Raw genomic sequence first — 19,897 nt, 5'->3', positions numbered from 1 at the left:
GGGGTCGTCGCGGTTGGATACGCTGACAGGTATGACGAGCGAACTGCCCGACCGCCGTGCCTCAGAGGCCCATTCGCCTGACACCAGGGCGTCGGACGCGGAGCGCGAGCAGGTCGCGGAGCGGCTCCGCGAGGCGATGGCCGAGGGCCGGCTCGACATGGAGGAGTTCGACGAGCGGCTGGGCCTCGCGTACCGGGCGCGTACACAAGGTGACCTGGTGCCGCTGGTGCGCGACCTGCCGCTGCCCGCCGCCGCGAAGGCGGCGGGCGTCGCCGCGTCGACGGCACACGGAGTCGACGGCGCGTGGGCGGACCGGGTGGGGCGCGGACCCGCCACGTCCACGGGCGCGTTCGGATTCATGGGCGGCTTCGGACGCAAGGGCAACTGGACGGTCGGGCGCCGGTTCCTCGCGGTGGTGTTCATGGGCGGCGGCGAGATCGACCTGCGCGAGGCGCGGTTCGAGGAGCCGGTGACGATCATCCGCTGCTTCGCGATGATGGGCGGGGTGCAGGTCACCGCCCCGCCGGACCTCGACATCGAGGTGCGCGGCTTTGGATTCATGGGCGGCTTCGGTGAGGTGCCGGGCAAGGACGACGTGGCGGGTGCCGACCCGGACCCGGGCTCCCCGAAGGTCATCGTGACGGGCTTCGCGCTGATGGGCGGCGTCGGCGTCGAGCGCAAGCTCCGCAAGGAGGAGCGCCGCCGCCTCAAGGAGGAGCGCAGGCGTGAGCGCCTGGAGGCCGGCCGGGAGGCGTACGAGGACAGCATGGCCCGTCACGAGGACGTGCGGGCGCGCGAACGGGCCCGCAGGGACGAACGCAGGGCGCTCGCGGAGCGACACCGCGAGGAGCGCAGGGCCGCGCACCGCGAGCGGCACGGCCGCGGCCGTGGCCGCCTGGACAAGGACCTCTGACGGCGGTCCGCGGCCCGCACTCCGCCGCCGGGCGGGGCGTAGGCGCGTGCCGCGTGGCGCTTCCGGGGCGCCACGCCCTGGGCGGGGCGTGACGTCCCGGCCGGGCAGCGCAGGGCCGTGGTGCCCTGCGGGTCGCTGGCCGGACAAGGGCCTTTTGAGGGCGCGCGCCCCACGCCCGCCGTCGCCGTGCCGGGCGGGCGGGTATGCGCCGCCGGGTCGGTGGCGGCGGATCGCCATGCCTGCGCAGCAGCGGGGCGGTGCCCCCGGCCGCTGTTGCGGCCGGGACAAGGCCTTTTGCGGGCAGCTCCCTGCCGTCACCGCGCGGGGGAGCGCCGCCCGCGCGGTGCTTGCGGGCCGTAACGCCTGGGGGCGGGGTGATCCGCTCGCCGAGGCGGCGCTGGGCCGCGTCACACCCGCGGGGCGGCGCACGTGCCGCGCGGCCGGCGTCGTTGGGACCGCGATGCCCGCGGAGCGGCGGGGGCCGCGCCCCGTGGCCGTGGGGGGCTGCGCGCGGCCGGGCGGGGGCACGCCCCGGGGCGGGGGGCTCACGCGGCGGAAGCCGCGCACGCGGTGGGCGCTACGTCGCTGCCGGTGCGTGGCTGCCCAGCAGTGCGCGCAGGTTCACCGCCGACGCCATCGCCCGGTAACCGGCGTCGCTCGGGTGCAGGCCGTCGCCCGAGTCGTAGCGCGGCCGCAGCCGGTCGGGGGCGTTCGGGTCGCGCAGCAGCCGGTCGAAGTCCACGACCGAGTCGAACACGCCGCCGTTCCTGATCGCCGCGTTGACCTGGTCACGTGCGCGCTCCTTGACCGCGTTGTACCCCGCGTGCGAGCCGAACGGGGTGAGGGTCGAGCCGATCACCCGTATCCCGTGCGCGTGAGCCTGGCGCGTGAGCTGCTTGAGCCCCGCCACTATCCGCGCGCCGGTGTGCTCGTGACCGTGCAGGATGTCGTTCACCCCGAGGTCGACGAAGACGGCGCGCACGTCCGGCCGTCCCAGCGCGTCCTCGCCGAACCTGGTGATCGCGGCCCGCCCGCTGCGGGTGGCGGACGCGTCCCTGAGCACCTGGTTGCCGCCGATGCCCTCGTCGACGACGCCGTAGTGGCCGTACGCGCTGTCGCGTACCCGGGCGGCGAGGAAGTCGGGCCACCGGTGGTTGCTGCCGGCCGACGATCCGACACCGTCGGTGATCGAGTCGCCGAACGCGACGACCGTGCCGGACGACTGCCTGTTGCGCACGTCGACCGCGGTGACGTACCGCCAGTACGGTGTCGGCGTGGCGTACGCGGTGCCCGACGCGTCCTCCGTGCGGTCGCCGCGCGCGAGGTACGACGTCTGCCGCGTGTGCGAGTGGTACGTGACGGCGCCGCCGACCGACGGCGTGTACAGCGTCAGCAGCAGGTCGGCGCCGGCCGGCACCTGGAGCGTCACCGGGTCGCTCACCACCTCCCGGCCCACCGGGACGCGCCGCGACAGGGCCCGCTCGCCGCCGAAGGTGAGCCGCCGCATCGTGCCGGGCACCGCGGCGGGCCCGCCGGAGTCGGCGACCGCCACCGACGCGTGCCCGATGAACAGGGGAGCCGTGCCGTACAGGTTGGAGAACGTGACGCGCGCGGCCGTCCCCCCGATGCTCGTGTGCACCACGTTGCGTATCGAGCGGCCGGGCAGGCCGTGGGGGGCGCCGGGCTCCGCGCCGACGGCGCCCGCGGCCCACGTGCCCGTCCAGGCCCCGGCGGCGGCCGGCGCCGCCTCGTGCGCGCCCGCGCGGCCCTGCGCGTCGCCGCCCCGGCCGTCCGCGGCGGCGCCGTCCCCGCTGCCGCCCCCGCTCCCGTCGCCCTTGCCGTTCCCGAGGAGGCTCCCGGCGACATCGTCGGCAAGACCCTTGCCGGGGCCGAGGCCGGCGAAGATCCCGGCACACACCAGGCCCACGACCGCGATCATGGCTCCGAAAAGGGCCAGGCCACGCTGTCTTGTCATGTCCCGGTTTCACCTCATCTTTCTGTACAAACATCATCCGCCACGGCGAGGGAACTTGGCACACGCCCGGGGAGTCACCTCTCAAGAGGGACAATGCGCACAGGAGGTTCCCTGGCAGTCGGCTCACCGGGAGTCGTACGGCGGTCGCGGACGGGTGGAGTGAATGGAACACGGTGAAGCGGGGCGCGGGGACGGGGAACGCCGCGCGCAGGAGACGAATGCCACCGACGCGGACGCCGAAACGGCCGCGGCGCCCACGCACACGGAGCAGCACCACGCGAACACACCGGGCGACGCATCGGGCAGCACGCCGGGCAACCCCCCGCGCGCCCGGTCGCGTTCCACCGGATCCGGGCTCCCCTCCTTCTCGTACACCGCGGCCGACGAGGAGAAGCGCCGCGGCGTGCGGCGCATGAAGACCACGGCCACCACCCTGCTCGTCCTCGTCGCGGGCATCTACGCGCTCGCCACCTGGGCCGGGCACAGCGGCGCAGGCGCCTGGAGCGGCTACGTGGCCGCCGCGGCGGAGGCCGGCATGGTCGGCGCGCTCGCCGACTGGTTCGCCGTGACCGCCCTGTTCCGCCACCCCTTGGGGATCCCCATCCCGCACACGGCGATCATCCCGAACAAGAAGGACCAGCTCGGCGCCTCCCTGGCCCAGTTCGTGGGGGAGAACTTCCTCTCCGCCGACGTCGTGCGCGCCCGGCTGCGTGCCCTCGCCATCGGCCGCCGCGTCGGCGCCTGGCTGGCCGAGCCCGAGCACGCCGACCGCGTCACCGCGGAGTTGGCCACCGCCCTGCGCGGCGCGATCACCGTCCTGCGGGACTCCGACGTGCAGGCGGTCGTCGGCGAGGCGATCACCCGGCGCGCCGACGCCGCCGAGATCGCGCCCGGCATCGGCAAGACCCTCGACAAGGTCGTCGCGGACGGCGCGCACCACCGGGCCGTCGACCTCGTCTGCGTCCGCGGCCGCGAGTGGCTCGTCGCCCACGAGGACTCGGTGATGGACGCCGTCCAGGGCGGCGCGCCCGGCTGGACGCCGCGCTTCGTGGACCGCCGCATCGGCGACCGCGTGTACAAGGAGCTGCTGCGCTTCGTCACGGAGATGCGGGACATGCCGTCCCACCCCGCGCGCGGCGCCATCGACCGCTTCCTCAAGGACTTCGCCTCCGACCTCCAGTCGGACACGCAGACCAGGAGCAAGGTCGAGCGGATGAAGTCGGACCTGATCGCGCGCCCCGAGGTGCAGGACATCATCGCCTCGGCCTGGTCGTCCGTGCGCGCCATGATCATCTCCGCCGCCGAGGACGAGCGCAGCGAGCTGCGTCTGCGGGCTCGCGCCTCGCTGCTCAGCCTGGGCCGGCGGCTCGCCACCGACGACCGGCTGCAGGCCAAGCTCGAGGGCTGGATCGAGGACGCCGCGGCGTACGTGGTGTCCACGTACCGGAGCGAGATCACGTCCTTGATCACGGACACCGTGAAGAGCTGGGACGCGGACGACACCTCGAAGAAGATCGAGGCGCACATCGGCCGCGACCTGCAGTTCATCAGGATCAACGGCACGGTGGTCGGCGCGCTCGCCGGTGTGCTGATCTACACCGTCTCGCACGCGCTCGGCGGCTGACCGCCGCGTGCGCGGGCGGCCTGCGCACCCGGCCGCGGGCGGTCACCGCGAGGCGTTCAGCGACGCGTCACCGCGTACGACGCGGCGGCCACCCCGCCCGCGACCGAGAAGACCGACGGCCACGCGCCGATCTTCTTGGCCAGCGGATGCGAGCCGCCGAACGCCGCCAGGTACGCCGCGCCAAGGCCGGCCGCCGCCTTCGTGCCCGAGGCCTGCCGCCACTGCCACGCCGCCGCCGTGCCCGCTGCGAGGAGCACGGCCCCGCCCAGCTGCCGCTTCTTCGTCCACCGTGCGACGGCGAACCCGCCGACCAGCCCGCCCGCGGCCGCGGCCGCCGCCGGCGCAGCCGCCGGGATCCTCGCCAAAGCTGCCAACTTCGCCACTTCTGCCGTCCTTGCTGACGCGCCGCCGGCACGACGCCGGCCGGCGACCGATCTTCACACTTCGAACATGACGAGCCTAACCAAGCGTGCCGGGCTCCCGGTCGCCGCCCGTCCCGGTGAGGTGGCTCACGCTCGCGAACTCCACGAGCCGGGCCGCAGCGCCGCCCGGCCCCAGGTCCTCCCACCACGAGACCGAGGCGTTCGGCACCGGAACGTCCGCCGGCACCGGGTCGCCGATCCCCGCCAGCACGTGCCGGACGGCGACCACCACGGAGTCGTGCGCGACGAGCAGCACGTGCCCCTCGGCGCCGCCCGAGCGAAGCTCCGTGAGGAAGTCGCGCACACGCAAGGTCACATCGGCGAGCGACTCGCCGCCCGGCGGCCGGTAGAACCACTCACCGAGCCGCTTGCGGCGCGCCGCCTCCTGAGGCGCCCGGGCCCGCAGCGCAGGCGGCGGCAGCAGCTCAAGCACCCCCATCTCCCGGTCCCGCAACCGCTCGTCCACCGTGCAGGCGGGGAGCGTGTGTCCCGACTCCCTGGCCACGGCGGCCATGGCGTCCCACGTCTGCCGCGCCCGCAGGTAGGGGGAGCAGACGACGAGTCCTGGCCGCCCTTCAGGACCCCCGTCCGCCAGCCTGCGCCCCAGCGCCTCCGCCTCGCGCAGGCCGCGCGGGGACAGCGGCACCTGGGCGTCGCTCCCGCCCACGATCAGCTCGGTGTCCTGCGCGGCCACCGCACGGCCGAACACGACATTCGCCGTGCTCTCGCCGTGGCGTACCGCGGTGAGCCTGCCGAGCGTCCCCTTCGAACCCCCGCCTGCGGGCTCGGACATGCGGTCAGGCCGCCCCGTGGCACTGCCGGTACGGCGATCCCGAGCCGCACCAGCAGGTGGCGTTGCGCGGCGGCGGCCAGGCGAGGGCGCGGCCGCGGGCCGCCAGGGTGGTGGCGTAGAGGGGCAGCAGCGCGGTGGTCGTCGGGGGCGCGGCCTCCGAGGCCGCGAACGCCTCGTAGGAGGGGACGGTGCCCGTGACGACGCCCAGGTTCGGTGTGCCCGCGGCGGCGAGTTCGCGCAGGGCGGTCTCGACGCGGGCCAAGTGGGCCTCGTGGGAGTGGTACTCCTCGGCGAGCGGCGGGTACGCGGCGATGAGCTCGCTGAGTTCCGCCTCCGGCCAGTGCAGCACGGCGACGGGGAAGGGGCGGGACAGAGCGGTGCGGTACGAGCCCAGTTCGGCGCGGAGGCGGTTGATCTCGGCCTGGAGCTCGTCCGGGTTGTCGGAGCCGAGGGCCCACAGGCGCTTGGGGTCGTGCAATTCGTCCAGCGTGACGGACGCCGGGTTGACCTGGTCGGCGAGGGAGTCCCACGCGTCGTGCTCGAGACCGAGCAGGCGGCGGGTGCGGTGGCGGCCGATCAGCAGGGCGTGGGTCGCGTACGGGACCTCCTCGCCCGGCGTGAGCAGCAGGTTCAGCCCGGCGGTGAAGGTGTCGTGGGCGGCCTCGGGCTCGTCGTGCCGCTCCAGCGTCTCCGCGATGATCTCCCAGGGCGCCGGTTCCAGCGGCGACGCCAGCCGGACGCCGTCGATGATCGTGCGTGCCTCGGGCTCGTGGCCGAACTCCCACAGGTTGGCCGCCTTGAGCGCCTTCACCAGCTGGGGGTGTTCGGCGCCCGGGTGGCCGGGGCTCGTCGACAGCAACTGGTCGTAGAGGCCGGAGGCCCGGTCTCTGGCGCCGGCCAGTTCGAGATGGGCCGCCGCCTGGAGAAGCAGGGGCTCTTGGTCCTCCGGGTACCGGGCCGCGGTGCGCAGCAGGCGCTCGGCTTCCGTGGTGTGGTCGGCAGGCATGTCGGGGCGCATGGCCACACCGTACTGCGATCACCCGGGTCGGGCATGGGAGGAACGCTTCCGCACCAGGCGGTGAGCGCCGTGCGGCAGGCCGTAACGGTCTGGTGGGAGGTCGTAAGGTCCTTGGGTGCTTCGACAACGGCCGCATCTGCTCTGGCTCCTCGTGCCCTTCGTGCTCTTCCTCGTCGCCCTGCCCTGGGTGAACAGGGTCGATCCGGTGGTCGCGGGGCTGCCGTTCCTCACGTTCTGGATGCTGCTCTCGACCCTGGTCACGCCCTTCGCGGTCTGGGCCGCCTACCGCGGGGACCGCAGGCTCGCCGCGAAGGGCCGGGGTGAGGGCCGGTGAACGCGGCGGTGGCGACGTCCGTCTTCGGCGCCTTCATGGCGGTGACCGTCGTGCTCGGGCTGCTCGCCGTGCGCGGCCGGGGCGGTGGCGGCGGGGGCATCACGGAGTGGTCCGTGGGCGGCCGCGGCCTCGGGACCGTCTTCATCTGGGTGCTGATGGCCGGCGAGGGCTACACCAGCTTCAGTTACCTCGGCGGCGCGGGCTGGGGATACGACTTCGGTGCGCCCGTCCTGTACGTCGTCGCCTACCTGTCGTGCGGCTACGCGGTCGGGTACGTGGTCGGGCCCATGCTCTGGTCGTACGCGCGCCGCCACGGCCTGGTCTCCATCACGGACATGGTCACCCACCGTTACGGCCGGCCCTGGCTCGGTGCGCTGACCGCCGTGCTGGCGACGGTGTTCCTGCTGCCGTACATCCAGCTGCAGATCACCGGCATGGGCGTGGTCGTGTCGACCATCTCGTACGGCACGATCAGCCTGAACTGGGCGTACTTCATCGGCTTCGCCGTCACCACCGCGTTCGTGGCCGTCAGCGGCCTGCGCGGCAGCGCATGGGTGTCCGTCCTGAAGGACCTGCTGGTCATCGGCACGCTGATCTTCCTCGTCGCGTACGTGCCGCTGCACTACTTCGGCGGGTACGGCGACTTCCTGCACCGTGTCGTGCACGAGAAGCAGTCCTGGCTGACCCTGCCGGGCCACGGCCACAGCGAAATGGGCACAGGATGGTTCATCTCCACCTCCGTGATGAACGCGCTGACGATCGTCATCTTCCCGACGACCGTCGCCGGCTACCTCGGCGCCCGCTCCGCCGACACCCTGCGGCGCAACGCCGTCTTCCTGCCGGCGTACAACGTGCTGCTGTTCGTGCCGATGCTGCTGGGACTCGCCGCCGCGTTCGTCGTCCCCGGCCTGACGGGTTCCGACACGAACCTGGCGCTGTTCAAACTCGTCGTGGACGCGCTGCCGGCCTGGGCCGTGGGGGTCGTCGGGGTCGCGGCCGCCCTCTCCTCGATCGTGCCGATGGCCGTGTTCATGCTGGTCATCGGCACGATGTGGGGCCGTAGCGTGCTGTCGCTCGTGCCGCGGCTGAGCGGCGACGCCCGGCAGAAGGCCGCCGCCCAGTGCGTCGTCGTCGTCGCCGGCGCGCTGGCGCTGGTGCTGACGTACGCGGCACCCGGCACGCTCGTGCGGCTGTCGCTCGTCAGCTACGAGGGGATGGCGCAGCTGCTGCCGATGCTGCTGCTGGGCCTCGTGTGGCGGCGGCTCACGACGGCCGCCGCGCTGAGCGGCCTCGCGGTCGGGGTGGCCCTCGTGTGCACGCTCGTCTTCGGCGGGCACGACCCCGTGTGGGGCGTGAACGCGGGGCTCGTGGCCCTCGCCGCCAACCTGATCGTCACGCTCGCCGTGACGTACGCGGGCGCCGGCGCGGCCCGCGAGCGTGGGGACATACGGCCCGACGAGGAGGTACTCGCGGACGACGCCCTGCGCGACGATCCGGCACCCGCGTGAGCGGGCGTCGTGCCCGATGGGCGAGAAGGGTCTTGCCGGGAGATCCGGTGTACGGCGAGTATCGATCGCCGGAAGCTCGACGAGAGGGAGCCAGGGACCATGAAGTTGCTGCGTGTCGGTACACCGGGTGCGGAGCGCCCGGCACTGCTCGACGAGGACGGTACGACGCTGCGCGACCTGTCGGGGATCGTCACCGACATCGACGGGGCACTGCTCGCCGACGACGCCGCCCTCCAGCGCGTCAGGACGGCCGCGGCGGGCGGAGAGCTGCCTGTGCTCGACGCGGGACAGCGCGTCGGCGCCCCGCTCGCCCGTGCCGGCAAGGTCGTCTGCATCGGGCTGAACTACCACGACCACGCACGGGAGACGAACGCGCAGGCGCCGTCCGAGCCGATCATCTTCTTCAAGGCGGCGGACACGGTCGTCGGCCCCGACGACACGGTGCTCATCCCGCGCGGGAGTGTGAAGACCGACTGGGAGGTCGAGCTCGCCGTCGTCATCGGGCGCACGGCGCGCTACCTGGACTCCCAGGAGGAGGCGCTCGCGCACGTCGGCGCGTACGCCGTGTCCAACGACGTCTCGGAGCGAGCGTTCCAGCTGGAGCGTGGCGGCCAGTGGGACAAGGGGAAGAACTGCGAGACGTTCAACCCGCTCGGCCCCTGGCTCGTGACGTCCGACGAGGTGCCCGACCCGCAGGCCCTGGCGATGAGGCTCAGCGTCAACGGCGAGACCAAGCAGGACGGCACCACCGCCGACATGATCTTCCCGGTCGCGGAGATCGTGCGGTACGTCAGCCAGTTCATGACGCTCTACCCCGGGGACGTCATCAACACCGGCACGCCGGCGGGCGTGGCGATGGGCAGGCCCGAGCCCAAGCCCTACCTGCGCGCGGGTGACGTGGTGGAGCTGGAGATCGAGGGCCTCGGCACCCAGCGCCAGCAGCTCAAGGACGCCTGAGGTCGAGCTCCACGGTGACGCCCTCGCGCGCCGAGCGGCGTGCCGCCTCCAGGACGTCGAGGGCGGCCGCCGCCTGGCGCGCCGTGACCGGCGGGGCCGTGCCGTCACGCAGCGCCGCCGCGATCGCCGCGTAGTAGGCGGGGTAGTCGCCGGGGAGCGTCGGCACCGGTGTGCCGCCGCCGGTCAGCGGCGACTCGCCGGCGCCGAGCCTGCCCCACAGCGACTCGGGCTCGACGCCCCACGGCTCGCCGGCGGTGCCGGGCCGCCTGCCGTCGCGCAGGTCCGCCTCCTGGGGGTCGAGGCCGTACTTCACGTAGCCGCCCGCCGACCCCAGGACGCGCAAGCGTGGGCCGAGCTGCGCGGTGATCGCGCTGACGTGGAGGTGGGAGCGCACGCCGTTCGCGTGCGTCAGGGCGAAGAACGTGTCGTCGTCGGCCTCGGCGCCGGCGCGGCGCACATCGGCCTCCGCGTAGACGCTCGTCACCGGACCGAACAGCGTGAGGGCCTGGTCGACCACATGGCTGCCCAGGTCGTACAGCAGCCCGCCGAACTCCTCAGGAGCCCCGGACTCGCGCCAGCCGCCCTTCAGCCGGGGGCGCCACCGCTCGAACCGCGACTCGAAGCGCAGCACCTCGCCGAGCTCGCCCGCGTCGAGCAGGCCCCGCAGGGTGAGGAAGTCGTTGTCCCAGCGCCGGTTCTGGAAGACCGAGAGCAGCAGGCCGCGCTCCTCGGCCAGGCCGGCGAGGCCCCTGGCCTCGGCCGCCGTTCCCGCCACGGGCTTGTCGACCACGACGGCGAGACCGGATTCCAGGGCGGCGGTGGCGATCGGGACGTGCGTCTTGTTGGGCGACGCGACGACGACCAGGTCGAGCGCGTCCGCCCGCTCCCACAGCTCGCCGGGGGAGGCCGCGAACCGCACGGACGGGAACGCTCCGCGCGCCTGGCCGCGGCGCTCCTCGCTCGAGGTGACGACCGTGTCGAGGACGAGGCCTTCGGTCGCGGCGATCAGCGGCGCGTGGAAGACGGAGCCCGCGAGGCCGTACCCCACGAGTGCCACCCTGAGGGGCCGGTCGGCTGTGCCAGTCATGGCGCTCACTAAAGCAAGGCGGCTCGGTAAGCGCAAAGCCGCGTACACCGCGCCCCGGCGCCGCGTGCGAACATGCCCGCGTGGATCACTCGCAGGGCCACCCCCACCCGCGGGCCCCCGGCGCGCCCGTGCGCGCGGGCGTCCCCGAGCACGGCCGCGTGCCCAAGTACTACATGGTGAAGACCCGGATCGCCGCTCTCGTCGAGGAGCTGGGCGAGGGCAGGGCGCTGCCCACGGAACGTGACCTCGCCACGCGGTACGAGGTGGCGCGGGAGACGGTGCGCCAGGCGCTGCGCGAGCTCATCCTCGAAGGGCGGCTGCGGCGGCAGGGGAGGGGGACGGTCGTCGCGGGCCCGAAGCTGGAGCAGCCGCTCTCGCTCGCCAGCTACACGGAGGGTGTGCGGCTCTCGGGCCACACGCCGGGGCGGCGCCTCGTCTCGCTCGAACGCTTCCCGTGCACTGCGGCGCTGGCGGCCGCGACGGGCGCCGCGGAGGGGGAGCCGGTGTGGCACATGGAGCGGGTGCTGCTCGCCGACGACGAGCGGGTCGGTCTTGAGAGCACGTACGTGTCGGTGGCGCGGGCGCCCGCCCTTGACGGCGACTTCGATCCGGACTCGTCGTTCTACGCCTACCTGCGCGAGCGGCTCGGCGTCTCCTTCGGCGAGGCGGACGAGCGGATCGAGACGGTGCTCGCCACGCCGCGCGAGGCGCTGCTGATCGGCACTCCGCCCGCGCTGCCGATGCTCCTGCTGCACCGCGCGTCGAACGACACGGACGGGCGGCCGCTGGAACGGGTGCGGACGCTGTTCCGCGGGGACAGGTTCAGTTTCACGGCACGCCTGGGCGGCGGGGAGCACTGAGAGGCGGACCCAGCGGGTCAAAGGCACCGGCATTTGATATCAAAATGATAACGGGTCTAGTCCATGGGCCGAGGACGGACCACCATCTGAGGCCGGGGGACCATCCGCGAAACACCGTGCCCGAGGAGTGTCCGGAACGTGAGAGTCATCGTCGTGGGAGGCGGCGTGCTGGGCACGATGCACGCCTGGCAGGCGACGGCCCGTGGCCATGAGGTCGTGCAGATCGAACGCGAACCGGAGGCGCGCGGCGCGTCGCTGCGCAACTTCGGCCAGATCTGGATCAGCGGCCGGGCGGGCGGCCAGGAGCTGGAGACGGCCCTGCGCGCACGTGAGTTGTGGGAGGAGATCGGCGGCCGGGTGCCCGGGCTCGGGTTCCGCGCCAACGGCTCGCTCACACTCGTGCGCACGGAGCGGGAACTCGCGGTCGCCACCGCGGCCACCGAGCGCGCCGACGCCGCCGCGCGCGGGTACCAGCTGCTCACACCGGAGGAGGCGCGCGGGATCAACCCCGCGCTGCGCGGCGACTTCACGGCCGCGCTGTGGTGCCCCCGGGACGCGGCGGTCGAGCCGCGCGTCGCGCAACTCGCCCTGCGCGAGGCGCTGTCGGCGAGTGGACGGTACACGTTCCTCGGCGGCCGCGAGGTCCGCGACGTCGCGTCGGCGGCCGGCGGTGCCTCCGTGCGCGACGACCACGGCGACACGCACACCGCGGACACCGTCGTGGTGTGCACGGGCGCCCGGCTGGGCGGCCTCGTCCGCGAACTGGCACCCGAACTGCCCGTGCGGCGCGTGCGGTTGCAGATGATGCAGACCGAGCCGCTCGGCGAGGAGCTGCCGACCTCCGTCGCCGACGCCGACAGCTTCCGCTACTACCCGGCGTACGGGGGTGACGCGCTGCGCGCGTTGTCACAGGGCCGGCCGCAGGCGCCGGTCGCCGCCGAGCACCGGATGCAACTGCTCATGGTGCAGCGCCTCGACGGCGGCCTGACCATCGGCGACACGCACGCCTACGACGAGCCGTTCCCCTTTGACGTGCTCGAAGAGCCGTACGACCACCTGACGGGCGTCGTCGAGACCTTCCTCGGCAGGCCGCTGCCGCCCGTCAGGCGGCGGTGGGCCGGTGTGTACGCGCAGTGCCTCGACACCGCGCGCGTGGTGCACAGGGAGCAAGTGCGCGACGGCGTGTGGCTGGTGACAGGGCCCGGCGGACGCGGGATGACATGCTCACCCGCGATCGCCGAGACGACGGCGAACGAACTGGGATGGTGAGGGAATTGACCGGCGGTACACACCGCGCGGGGCGCCGCGGCCTCAAGCTGGTGGTCCTCGACATGGCCGGGACGACGGTCGCCGACGGCGGCCTCGTGGAGCGGGCGTTCTCCACCGCCGCACAGGCGCTGGGGGTGACGGCCGGGTCCGATCGGCACGAGCGCCAACTCTCTTACGTGCGCGAGACGATGGGCGAGTCGAAGATCTCCGTGTTCCGGCACCTGTTCGGCGACGAGCAGAGCGCACAGCGGGCGAACGCGGCCTTCGAGGAGGCGTACGGCGAGCTTGTCGGCGGCGGCCTCGTGGCGGCCGTGCCCGGCGCGGCGGAGGCGATCGCGCGGCTGCGGGACGCGGGCCGCACGGTCGTCCTGACGACGGGGTTCGCGCGGGCCACCCAGGATGCCATTCTCGACGCGCTCGGGTGGCGCGACCTCGTGCCGCTCACGCTCTGCCCCGCCGACGCCGGCGGGCGCGGACGCCCGTACCCGGACATGGTCCTCGCCGCCTTCCTGCGCACCGGCGCCGCCGACGCGGTCGACGAGGTCGCGGTCGTCGGCGACACGTCGTACGACATGGCCGGCGGCCTGCGGGCGGGGGCCGGGGCGGTCATCGGCGTGCGGACGGGGGCGCACGCCGAGCCCGCGCTGCGCCGCGCGGGCGCCGACGACGTGCTGCCGTCGGTCGCGGAGCTGCCCGAGTCCCTCGCCGCCCGGGAGCGCCCGCGCTGAGAGGCGGCGGCCGTGCGTGCCGGGAGAGTCAGCGCGCACCTTCGAGCAGCGTGCGCGCCGCCGTGAGGACCAGGCCGGTCACCTCGTCCGCGTCCGCGCCCGAGAGCGGCTCGCCGCGGCTGACGTCCCGTACGAGGCCGATGCCGATCAGCCACGCGAGGACCAACTGGGCGCGCAGGCGCGCGTTCGGCGCGTCGGAGAGGGTCGCGAGCGCCGTCGCGTAGTCGTCGCCGAGCTGCTCCGCGATGTCCGCCGCGGGCCCCTCGGTCCCCAGCGAGCGCAGGAACGTCACCATCGTGTGGTCGCGGCGCCTGCCGGGCTCGTCCCGCAGCATGCTGCGCAGCGTGGTCTCCAGCAGCCGCTCGGCCGGCGTGCGTTCCAGTTGCTCGTGGCCGAGGCGGGCGGCCACCGCCTCGAAGACCGCGGCTTTCGAGCCGAAGTAGCGGAAGATCAGCGACTGGTTCGCGCCCGCGCGGCCGGCGATGTCGCGGACCGTGGTCCGCTGGAACCCGCGCTCGAAGAAGAGCTCGGCGGCGGCGTCGAGCAGCGCCTTCCGCGTCGCCGCCGCGTCCCTGGGTCTCGGCCCCGCGGGGCGTTCGATTCCGGCCACATGTCCTCCCGGGCACACCGTATCGCCCACCTCGCGGACAGGGGCGCCCTTGACTGCCGGTAAGGGCCTGCCTAGCTTGTAAGCGCATGCTTGCAAGACGTTCGGTCCACCCGGGGCCACGCAGAGTGCGCAGGGCCGCACCGCGCTCCGGTGACGACCGGCCACCCCCCGTCGGCCACGTTTCCGTGGGAGAGACCCTTGACGAGCGCCACACCCCCCACCTCCACCTCCCTCTCGCTCCCCGCCCCCGTCCCGTACCCCTTCAACGACCAGAACGGGCAGGGTGACGGCCTGGGCCTGCACGCCGCGTACGCGGACGCCCGCGAGGGCGCGGGGATGGTCCGCGTCCGGCTGCCGCACGGCGAGCCCGCGTGGCTCGCGACGCGCTACGAGGACGCCCGCCTGGTCCTCGGCGACCTGCGGTTCTCGCGGGCCATGGCGCTGGAGGGCGACGAACCGCGCTACAACGCCGCCAGGTCCAAGCCGAGCATCCTGTCCATGGACCCGCCGGACCACACCCGTCTGCGCACCCTCGTGTCGCGCGCCTTCACCCGCCACCAGGTGGAAGGACTTCGCCCGTGGGTACGGGAGCTGACGTCCCGCCTGCTGGACGGGATGGTCGCGGCCGGCCCGCCCGCCGACCTGGTGGAGAACTTCGCGCTGCCGCTGCCCGTGCAGGTCATCTGCGAGCTGCTCGGCGTGCCGGCCTCGGACCGCGGCCGGTTCCGGGTGTGGAGCGACGCCCTGCTGTCCACGACGCGGCTCACCGCGGACGAACTGCGCGAGAACCAGGACCAGCTGACCGACTACCTCGCCGGGTACGTCGCCGAGCGCAGGGCCGACCCGCGCGACGACCTGATGTCGGGCCTCATCGAGGCCCGGGACGCCAAGGACCGTCTCAGCGAGGACGAGCTGGTCAGCCTGTGCGTGGCGATCCTCGTCGCCGGGCACGAGACGACGGCCTCGCAGATCCCCAACTTCGTCTGGGTCCTGCTCGGACAGCGAGAGGAGTGGCAGCGACTGGTCGACGACCCCGAGCTGGTGCCGGGCGCTGTCGAGGAACTGATGCGCTACATCCCGCTGGGCGCCGGCGCGGCGTTCCCGCGGTACGCGAAGGAGGACGTGGAGGTCGGCGGGGTGCTCGTGCGCAAGGGCGAGCCGGTGGTCGTCTCGCTCGGCTCGGCCAACCGCGACCCGGCCAGGTTCGAGGACCCCGAGACGCTGAGGTTCGACCGGCCCGCCAACCAGCACCTGGGTTTCGGCCACGGCGTGCACCACTGCCTGGGCGCGCAGCTGGCCAGGATGGAGCTGCAGGAGGCGCTGCGCGCGCTGGTCACCAAGGTGCCGGGGCTCAGGATCGCGGGCGAGCCCGAGTGGAAGCGTCAGATGCTCGTACGGGCTCCGCGGGTCCTCCCGGTGGGGTGGTGAGCGCGATGGGGGCGTGGCACATCGAGGTGGACGGGGACGTGTGCGTCGGCTCCGGCATGTGCGCGGCGCTGGCGCCCGAGCGGTTCGTGCTGGAGGGCGCGGCGGCGAGTGTGGCGCCCGGCGCGGCGGACCCGGACGCCGACGAGGTCCTGCTCGACGTGGCCGACTCGTGCCCCGCTTCGGCCATCACGGTGACGGACGGTGGATCGGGGAAGGTACTGGGTCCGAGGCCCTGAGCCCCGCTCGTCTCGTCGAGCCGGTCCGGGCCCCGGACAGGCTCAGACCAGCTCGACGAGGTCGGCGATGGACTCCACGACCCGTGTCGGGCGGAACGGGTAACGCTCGACATCGCCCGGCCCGGTCAGCCCCGTCAGCACGAGGAACGTCTCCATGCCGGCCTCGAGACCGGCCAGGACGTCCGTGTCCATCCGGTCGCCGATCATCGCCGAGGATTCCGAGTGCGCCCCGATGGTGTTGAGGCCGGTGCGCATCATGAGCGGGTTCGGCTTGCCCACGAAGTACGGCTCCTTGCCGGTGGCCTTGGTGATGAGGGCCGCGACGGAGCCTGTGGCGGGCAGGTCGCCCTCCGGGGACGGCCCGGTGGAGTCGGGGTTCGTGGCGATGAACCGCGCCCCCTTGTTGATCAGCCGGATCGCCTTCGTCAGCGCCTCGAACGAGTAGGTGCGCGTCTCGCCGAGGATCACGAAATCGGGGTCCACGTCGGTGAGGATGTAGCCCGCGTCGTGCAGCGCCGTGGTCAGCCCGGCCTCGCCGATGACGTACGCGGTGCCGCCGGGGTGCTGGTCCTCCAGGAACCTGGCGGTGGCCAGCGCGGAGGTCCAGATGTTCGAGGCGGGCACGTCGAGGCCGATCCGGCTGAGCCGTGCCGACAGGTCGCGCGGCGTGTAGATCGAGTTGTTCGTCAGGACGAGGAACGGGCGCTCGGACTCCCGCAGGCGCTTGACGAAGGCGTCGGCGCCCGGCACGGGGACACCTTCGTGCATGAGCACGCCGTCCATGTCCGTGAGCCAGGATGCGATGGGCTTGCGGTGCGTCATGGGGCCAGTCTCCTGCGGGTGTGCGGCCGTCAACAGCGCCGATCATCCCATAGGCGCGGAAGCCGGCCGCGGGGTCGGGCGGCCGGGGCGGCGGGGCGGGGTACCGGCAGGTCACCGCCGCGCCCGCGGGGCCGAACAGGTGACACGGAAGGGCCCCTGCGGATGCGGAAAGGCCCCGCGCGGGTGAGTCTTCCTGACAGGAGGTTCACCATGCGTTCAGGATTGCTCGCTCTGCGTGCCGCCGGTGCGGCCGCCATACTCGTCGCGGCTCCGGTCTACGGGGCCACGGCCGCCCAGGCGCAGGACAACGTCACCGCCACCATCAGCTCCACCGTCATCGCGGCGCAGGGCCACGTGCAGGTCAAGGTCGAGGGGTGCAGGCACGGCCGCGCGCGCGTCTCGTCCAGCGCCTTCGTCCAGGCGGTGACCATCAGCAGCGGATCCGGTGACGCGCTCTACGGCGATGTCTCCATCAAGTCCTTCATGGCGGCGGGCAGCTATGACATCAGCGTCAGCTGCGACGGGCACGACCACGGCCATGTGGGCCGCTTCCAGGTCGTGGACCACGGCCACGACCACGGTGGCTACGACCACAGGAGGCCGTACGCCCCCGTGCACGCGGGCGGCGGTGGCACGGCGGTGCTGGCCGCCGACGCGAAGAACGCGGCCGTCCCGGCCGAGCAGTCGGGCCCCGGCACCCCCTACACCGTTGTCGGCCTCGTGCTCGCGGGGGTGGCGGCGGTGACCGTGGCGTACCGGAGCAGCCGGCGCAGGCGCGCGGCGGCCGTCTCCGCGTCGCGGGAAGCGGACTGAGGCGGCCACCGTGTCCGAGGGGAACGACGCCGCGGGCTCCGGCCGGGGCTCGGGCAAGCTGACCACGGGCGTCGCCTGGGCCGTGCTGCTGCTCGGCCTCTGGCTCTGGGGCCGCGGCACGGCGGACGGGACGGCGGGCGGCGCCCACGCGCCCGCCACGGGCGACATCGCGGCCGTCGGCCGTCCGCTCGGAGTGCCGCTGCCGCCCGCGCACGCCCCCCTCTCGCCGTCGAAGCCGCGGCGCGTCGAGATCCCCGCGCTCGGGATCACCGCGCCCGTCACCGGCCGCGGCCTCGACGGGAAGGGTGCGGTCGACCCGCCGCCGTTCTCCACGCCCGGCACGGTCGGCTGGTACGACGGCGGCACGCAGCCGGGCGCGGCGGGGACGTCCATCCTGGTCGGTCACGTGGACACCAAGACGAAGGCCGCGGTCTTCTACGGGCTCAGCGCGGCCAAGGCAGGCGAGAAGGTGCGCGTGGCGCGCGCGGACGGCTCCGTCGCCGAGTTCACGGTCGACGACGTGGAGGTCGTGAGCAGGAAGCATTTCGACGCCGACAAGGTCTACGGCGTCAGCCAGCACAAACGCGCCGAACTCCGGCTGATCACCTGCGGCGGCACGTTCGACCGCGCGGCCCAGGAGTACACCGCGAACGTCGTCGTCTCGGCCTACCTGACAAAGGTCGTGGGCGGCGGGACGGACACGGCCGACAGCTGACCCGGACCCGACCCGACCCGACCTGACCTGACCCGATCCGGCCCGGCCGGCGACCCGTCCCCCCGAGGGTCGCCGGCCGGACCGGTCCTCGACCGCGCCGGGGCAGGGCGCCACGACAGGGCGCCCTGCCCGCGCGGGAGCTCGCCGGCGGTCATGTCCCCGTCATAGTACCGGGCAATTGTCGATTTAGCGCTCTGGTTTTCGCGGCCGGGACTCTACGCCGTTTCCCGGGTGAATCGCGACATTCGCGGTACGCCACGCCCTGGCATAAGTGTATTTACTACCTATGATCGGTCAGAATGCGACCTACAGGGACAGTTGAGACACTGGCGCCTTGACACCACGTCAGGAACAACGTGATGAGCGCGTGGAGGGGATCGCAGCATGACCGTCCCGGTCTTCGAAGAGTACGAACCCGCTCTCGACTGCCCCTGTGCCGGATGTGCGCAGCGGCGGCACGAGGCGGCACAAGGCCTCGCCGTCCGGCAGCGAGGATCCGGCGGGCGGCGTGCGCTGGCGCTCGCCGCGGCGGCCGGGCTCGCCTGGGGCTGCGGGGTGACGGCCGCCACCGCCGCGCCCGCGCACATCGCGGGCGGTACCGCGCCACTGGGCCACGCCGGTGCGGCGGGGCATGCGGCGCTGACGGCCGCTCCGCCCGTCACCGACGGCTACGCCGAGCCGAGCCCGGCAACGCCGCAGGGCGGCAGCGGCCCAGTGCACGGCAAGCCGGGCGGCGGATCGGCCGACCTGCCGAAGACGACACGCGCGCAGATCATCAGCCGCGCGAAGACGTGGGTCACCGCGAAGGTGCCCTACAGCATGACCAAGTTCTGGACCGACGGCTACCGGCAGGACTGCTCCGGCTACGTCTCCATGGCCTGGCACCTGCCGAAGAACGAGTGGACGGGCAGCCTCGCGCGATACGGCGTGAAGATCGCCCGCGCCGATCTCCGGCCGGGGGACATCCTGCTGTTCCACAACCCCGCCGACCCCGACAAGGGTTCGCACGTCACGATCTTCGGCGGCTGGGCGGACGCCTCGCACCGCACCTACCTGGCGTACGAGCAGACGCCGCCGCACACGCGTGCGCAGGTGACGCCCATGGCGTACTGGACCAACTCCGACAAGTACGTGCCGTACCGCTACAAGGGGCTGGCCGACCAGGGCGCGCCCGGCGCCGCCGCCACCGCGTCGTACACGTACCCGGGCGCGTCCCGCTTCGGGCCGGGCGCGCACAACCGTTACGTCACGCAACTCGGCAGGATGCTCGTGGCGCGCGGCGGCAAGCGCTTCTACACGAGCGGTCCGGGACCGAGCTGGGGCGAGGCGGACCGCAGGGCGACGCAGGCGTTCCAGCGCGCGCAGGGGTGGCGCGGCAGCGAGGCGGACGGTCTGCCGGGCCCGGACACGTGGCACCTCCTGGTGTCGGGGCGCGGCAAGGACATCCCGCCGGCGGGCAAGCCTGCCGCACACGCGGCGCCGGCCGCCGCCACCCACACCGGGGCGGCCGCGGCCCCCGCGGCCCCGGCCACGGCCGGGAAGGCGCCCGCGTACCCGGGCGAGGAGTACTTCGGGCCGGGCCGGTCCAACGTGTACGTGGAGCGGCTCGGCAAGCAGCTCGTGAAGAAGGGTTTCGGCAGGTACTACACGCGGGGCCCGGGCCCGGCGTGGGGGGAGGCGGACCGCAGGGCGACGCAGGCGTTCCAGCGCGCGCAGGGCTGGACGGGCAGTGCGGCGGACGGCTACCCGGGCCGGGAGACATGGCGACGACTTTTCGCATGACGG

20 protein-coding genes are annotated in these 19,897 nt (G+C 73.6%); 13 read left to right on the top strand and 7 right to left on the bottom strand.

Annotated features, from left to right (window positions below; genetic code table 11):
• Positions 1-31: 31 nt before the first annotated feature.
• The gene (locus IH48_RS0124190) at positions 32-913 is read left to right on the top strand and encodes a DUF1707 SHOCT-like domain-containing protein (RefSeq protein ID WP_030908452.1); all 882 of its coding nucleotides are present in this window, start codon (positions 32-34) and stop codon (positions 911-913) included.
• A 577-nt stretch (positions 914-1,490) separates the two neighbouring features.
• Here the strand turns inward: IH48_RS0124190 and IH48_RS0124185 are convergent.
• Positions 1,491-2,888: an SGNH/GDSL hydrolase family protein gene (locus IH48_RS0124185; protein ID WP_030908449.1), complete on the bottom strand. Its 1,398-nt coding sequence runs from the start codon at positions 2,886-2,888 to the stop codon at positions 1,491-1,493.
• A 412-nt stretch (positions 2,889-3,300) separates the two neighbouring features.
• Here IH48_RS0124185 and IH48_RS0124180 point away from each other — a divergent pair, with 412 nt between their 5' ends.
• Positions 3,301-4,512, top strand: a complete 1,212-nt coding sequence (locus IH48_RS0124180; RefSeq protein WP_051840533.1) for a DUF445 domain-containing protein — start codon at positions 3,301-3,303, stop codon at positions 4,510-4,512.
• 56 nt (positions 4,513-4,568) lie between these two features.
• On the opposite strand, the gene IH48_RS0124175 is transcribed toward IH48_RS0124180, so the two are convergent.
• From IH48_RS0124175 to IH48_RS0124165, 3 genes are all read right to left on the bottom strand, one after another.
• Positions 4,569-4,886, bottom strand: a complete 318-nt coding sequence (locus IH48_RS0124175) for a hypothetical protein (protein WP_234434378.1) — start codon at positions 4,884-4,886, stop codon at positions 4,569-4,571.
• A gap of 85 nt (positions 4,887-4,971) precedes the next feature.
• Positions 4,972-5,727 (bottom strand): histidine phosphatase family protein, encoded by a 756-nt coding sequence (locus IH48_RS0124170; RefSeq protein ID WP_051840480.1) that lies wholly within the window; start codon positions 5,725-5,727, stop codon positions 4,972-4,974.
• Positions 5,728-5,731: 4 nt separating this feature from the next.
• Positions 5,732-6,745 carry an SEC-C domain-containing protein gene (locus tag IH48_RS0124165; protein WP_030908438.1) on the bottom strand — a complete coding sequence of 338 codons (1,014 nt, stop codon included), beginning with the start codon at positions 6,743-6,745 and terminating at the stop codon, positions 5,732-5,734.
• Between the two features lie 115 nt (positions 6,746-6,860).
• Between IH48_RS0124165 and IH48_RS0124160 the strand changes: the two genes are divergently transcribed.
• From IH48_RS0124160 to IH48_RS0124150, 3 genes are all read left to right on the top strand, one after another.
• On the top strand, positions 6,861-7,079 hold the full coding sequence (locus IH48_RS0124160; protein WP_030908436.1) for a DUF3311 domain-containing protein: 219 nt from the start codon (positions 6,861-6,863) through the stop codon (positions 7,077-7,079).
• A complete protein-coding gene (locus tag IH48_RS0124155) occupies positions 7,076-8,587 on the top strand; it encodes a sodium:solute symporter family protein (protein ID WP_030908433.1) in 1,512 nt (503 codons plus the stop codon). The genes IH48_RS0124160 and IH48_RS0124155 overlap by 4 nt, the downstream gene beginning before the upstream one ends.
• A gap of 99 nt (positions 8,588-8,686) precedes the next feature.
• Positions 8,687-9,544, top strand: a complete 858-nt coding sequence (locus IH48_RS0124150) for a fumarylacetoacetate hydrolase family protein (protein WP_030908429.1) — start codon at positions 8,687-8,689, stop codon at positions 9,542-9,544.
• On the opposite strand, the gene IH48_RS0124145 is transcribed toward IH48_RS0124150, so the two are convergent.
• Positions 9,531-10,631, bottom strand: coding sequence for a Gfo/Idh/MocA family oxidoreductase (locus IH48_RS0124145; protein WP_030908426.1), 1,101 nt, complete (start codon positions 10,629-10,631; stop codon positions 9,531-9,533). The two genes, IH48_RS0124150 and IH48_RS0124145, sit on opposite strands and share 14 nt — an antisense overlap.
• A gap of 80 nt (positions 10,632-10,711) precedes the next feature.
• On the opposite strand from IH48_RS0124145, the gene IH48_RS0124140 reads away from it, so the two are divergent.
• The 3 genes from IH48_RS0124140 to IH48_RS0124130 all read left to right on the top strand — a co-directional run bounded on the left by IH48_RS0124140 (position 10,712) and on the right by IH48_RS0124130 (position 13,488).
• A complete protein-coding gene (locus IH48_RS0124140) occupies positions 10,712-11,491 on the top strand; it encodes a GntR family transcriptional regulator (RefSeq protein WP_030908424.1) in 780 nt (259 codons plus the stop codon).
• Positions 11,492-11,629: 138 nt separating this feature from the next.
• The gene (locus IH48_RS0124135) at positions 11,630-12,760 is read left to right on the top strand and encodes a TIGR03364 family FAD-dependent oxidoreductase (RefSeq protein ID WP_030908421.1); all 1,131 of its coding nucleotides are present in this window, start codon (positions 11,630-11,632) and stop codon (positions 12,758-12,760) included.
• Entirely contained in the window at positions 12,754-13,488 is a 735-nt protein-coding gene (locus IH48_RS0124130; RefSeq protein WP_051840478.1) for an HAD family hydrolase, read from the top strand. The genes IH48_RS0124135 and IH48_RS0124130 overlap by 7 nt, the downstream gene beginning before the upstream one ends.
• A gap of 28 nt (positions 13,489-13,516) precedes the next feature.
• Here the strand turns inward: IH48_RS0124130 and IH48_RS0124125 are convergent, their stop codons facing one another.
• Positions 13,517-14,098 (bottom strand): TetR/AcrR family transcriptional regulator, encoded by a 582-nt coding sequence (locus tag IH48_RS0124125; protein ID WP_107059358.1) that lies wholly within the window; start codon positions 14,096-14,098, stop codon positions 13,517-13,519.
• A gap of 198 nt (positions 14,099-14,296) precedes the next feature.
• On the opposite strand from IH48_RS0124125, the gene IH48_RS0124120 reads away from it, so the two are divergent.
• A complete protein-coding gene (locus IH48_RS0124120; RefSeq protein WP_030908412.1) occupies positions 14,297-15,526 on the top strand; it encodes a cytochrome P450 in 1,230 nt (409 codons plus the stop codon).
• A gap of 5 nt (positions 15,527-15,531) precedes the next feature.
• The gene (locus IH48_RS0124115) at positions 15,532-15,762 is read left to right on the top strand and encodes a ferredoxin (protein WP_030908410.1); all 231 of its coding nucleotides are present in this window, start codon (positions 15,532-15,534) and stop codon (positions 15,760-15,762) included.
• A gap of 42 nt (positions 15,763-15,804) precedes the next feature.
• Here the strand turns inward: IH48_RS0124115 and IH48_RS0124110 are convergent, their stop codons facing one another.
• On the bottom strand, positions 15,805-16,584 hold the full coding sequence (locus tag IH48_RS0124110; RefSeq protein WP_030908407.1) for an HAD-IIA family hydrolase: 780 nt from the start codon (positions 16,582-16,584) through the stop codon (positions 15,805-15,807).
• 210 nt (positions 16,585-16,794) lie between these two features.
• Between IH48_RS0124110 and IH48_RS0124105 the strand changes: the two genes are divergently transcribed.
• From IH48_RS0124105 to IH48_RS0124095, 3 genes are all read left to right on the top strand, one after another.
• Positions 16,795-17,397, top strand: a complete 603-nt coding sequence (locus tag IH48_RS0124105) for a hypothetical protein (protein WP_037843094.1) — start codon at positions 16,795-16,797, stop codon at positions 17,395-17,397.
• Between the two features lie 10 nt (positions 17,398-17,407).
• Positions 17,408-18,112 carry a class F sortase gene (locus tag IH48_RS0124100; protein ID WP_051840474.1) on the top strand — a complete coding sequence of 235 codons (705 nt, stop codon included), beginning with the start codon at positions 17,408-17,410 and terminating at the stop codon, positions 18,110-18,112.
• A gap of 384 nt (positions 18,113-18,496) precedes the next feature.
• Positions 18,497-19,894 (top strand): peptidoglycan-binding protein, encoded by a 1,398-nt coding sequence (locus IH48_RS0124095; RefSeq protein WP_030908399.1) that lies wholly within the window; start codon positions 18,497-18,499, stop codon positions 19,892-19,894.
• Positions 19,895-19,897 lie beyond the last annotated feature (3 nt).

The organism is Streptomyces sp. NRRL F-5126, from assembly GCF_000721265.1.
Lineage (GTDB): Bacteria > Actinomycetota > Actinomycetes > Streptomycetales > Streptomycetaceae > Streptomyces.
Note: the sequence above shows the minus strand (reverse complement) of the source record. Positions and strands in the feature narration are given on the sequence as shown.

Coding starts and splice junctions, on each gene's coding strand:
- IH48_RS0124190 (WP_030908452.1), top strand. CDS start 32: ATGACGAGCGAACTGCCCGACCGCCGTGCCTCAGAGGCCCATTCGCCT.
- IH48_RS0124130 (WP_051840478.1), top strand. CDS start 12,754: ATGGTGAGGGAATTGACCGGCGGTACACACCGCGCGGGGCGCCGCGGC.
- IH48_RS0124150 (WP_030908429.1), top strand. CDS start 8,687: ATGAAGTTGCTGCGTGTCGGTACACCGGGTGCGGAGCGCCCGGCACTG.
- IH48_RS0124165 (WP_030908438.1), bottom strand. CDS start 6,745: ATGCGCCCCGACATGCCTGCCGACCACACCACGGAAGCCGAGCGCCTG.
- IH48_RS0124170 (WP_051840480.1), bottom strand. CDS start 5,727: ATGTCCGAGCCCGCAGGCGGGGGTTCGAAGGGGACGCTCGGCAGGCTC.
- IH48_RS0124185 (WP_030908449.1), bottom strand. CDS start 2,888: ATGACAAGACAGCGTGGCCTGGCCCTTTTCGGAGCCATGATCGCGGTC.
- IH48_RS0124095 (WP_030908399.1), top strand. CDS start 18,497: ATGACCGTCCCGGTCTTCGAAGAGTACGAACCCGCTCTCGACTGCCCC.
- IH48_RS0124180 (WP_051840533.1), top strand. CDS start 3,301: ATGAAGACCACGGCCACCACCCTGCTCGTCCTCGTCGCGGGCATCTAC.
- IH48_RS0124105 (WP_037843094.1), top strand. CDS start 16,795: ATGCGTTCAGGATTGCTCGCTCTGCGTGCCGCCGGTGCGGCCGCCATA.
- IH48_RS0124110 (WP_030908407.1), bottom strand. CDS start 16,584: ATGACGCACCGCAAGCCCATCGCATCCTGGCTCACGGACATGGACGGC.
- IH48_RS0124115 (WP_030908410.1), top strand. CDS start 15,532: ATGGGGGCGTGGCACATCGAGGTGGACGGGGACGTGTGCGTCGGCTCC.
- IH48_RS0124145 (WP_030908426.1), bottom strand. CDS start 10,631: ATGACTGGCACAGCCGACCGGCCCCTCAGGGTGGCACTCGTGGGGTAC.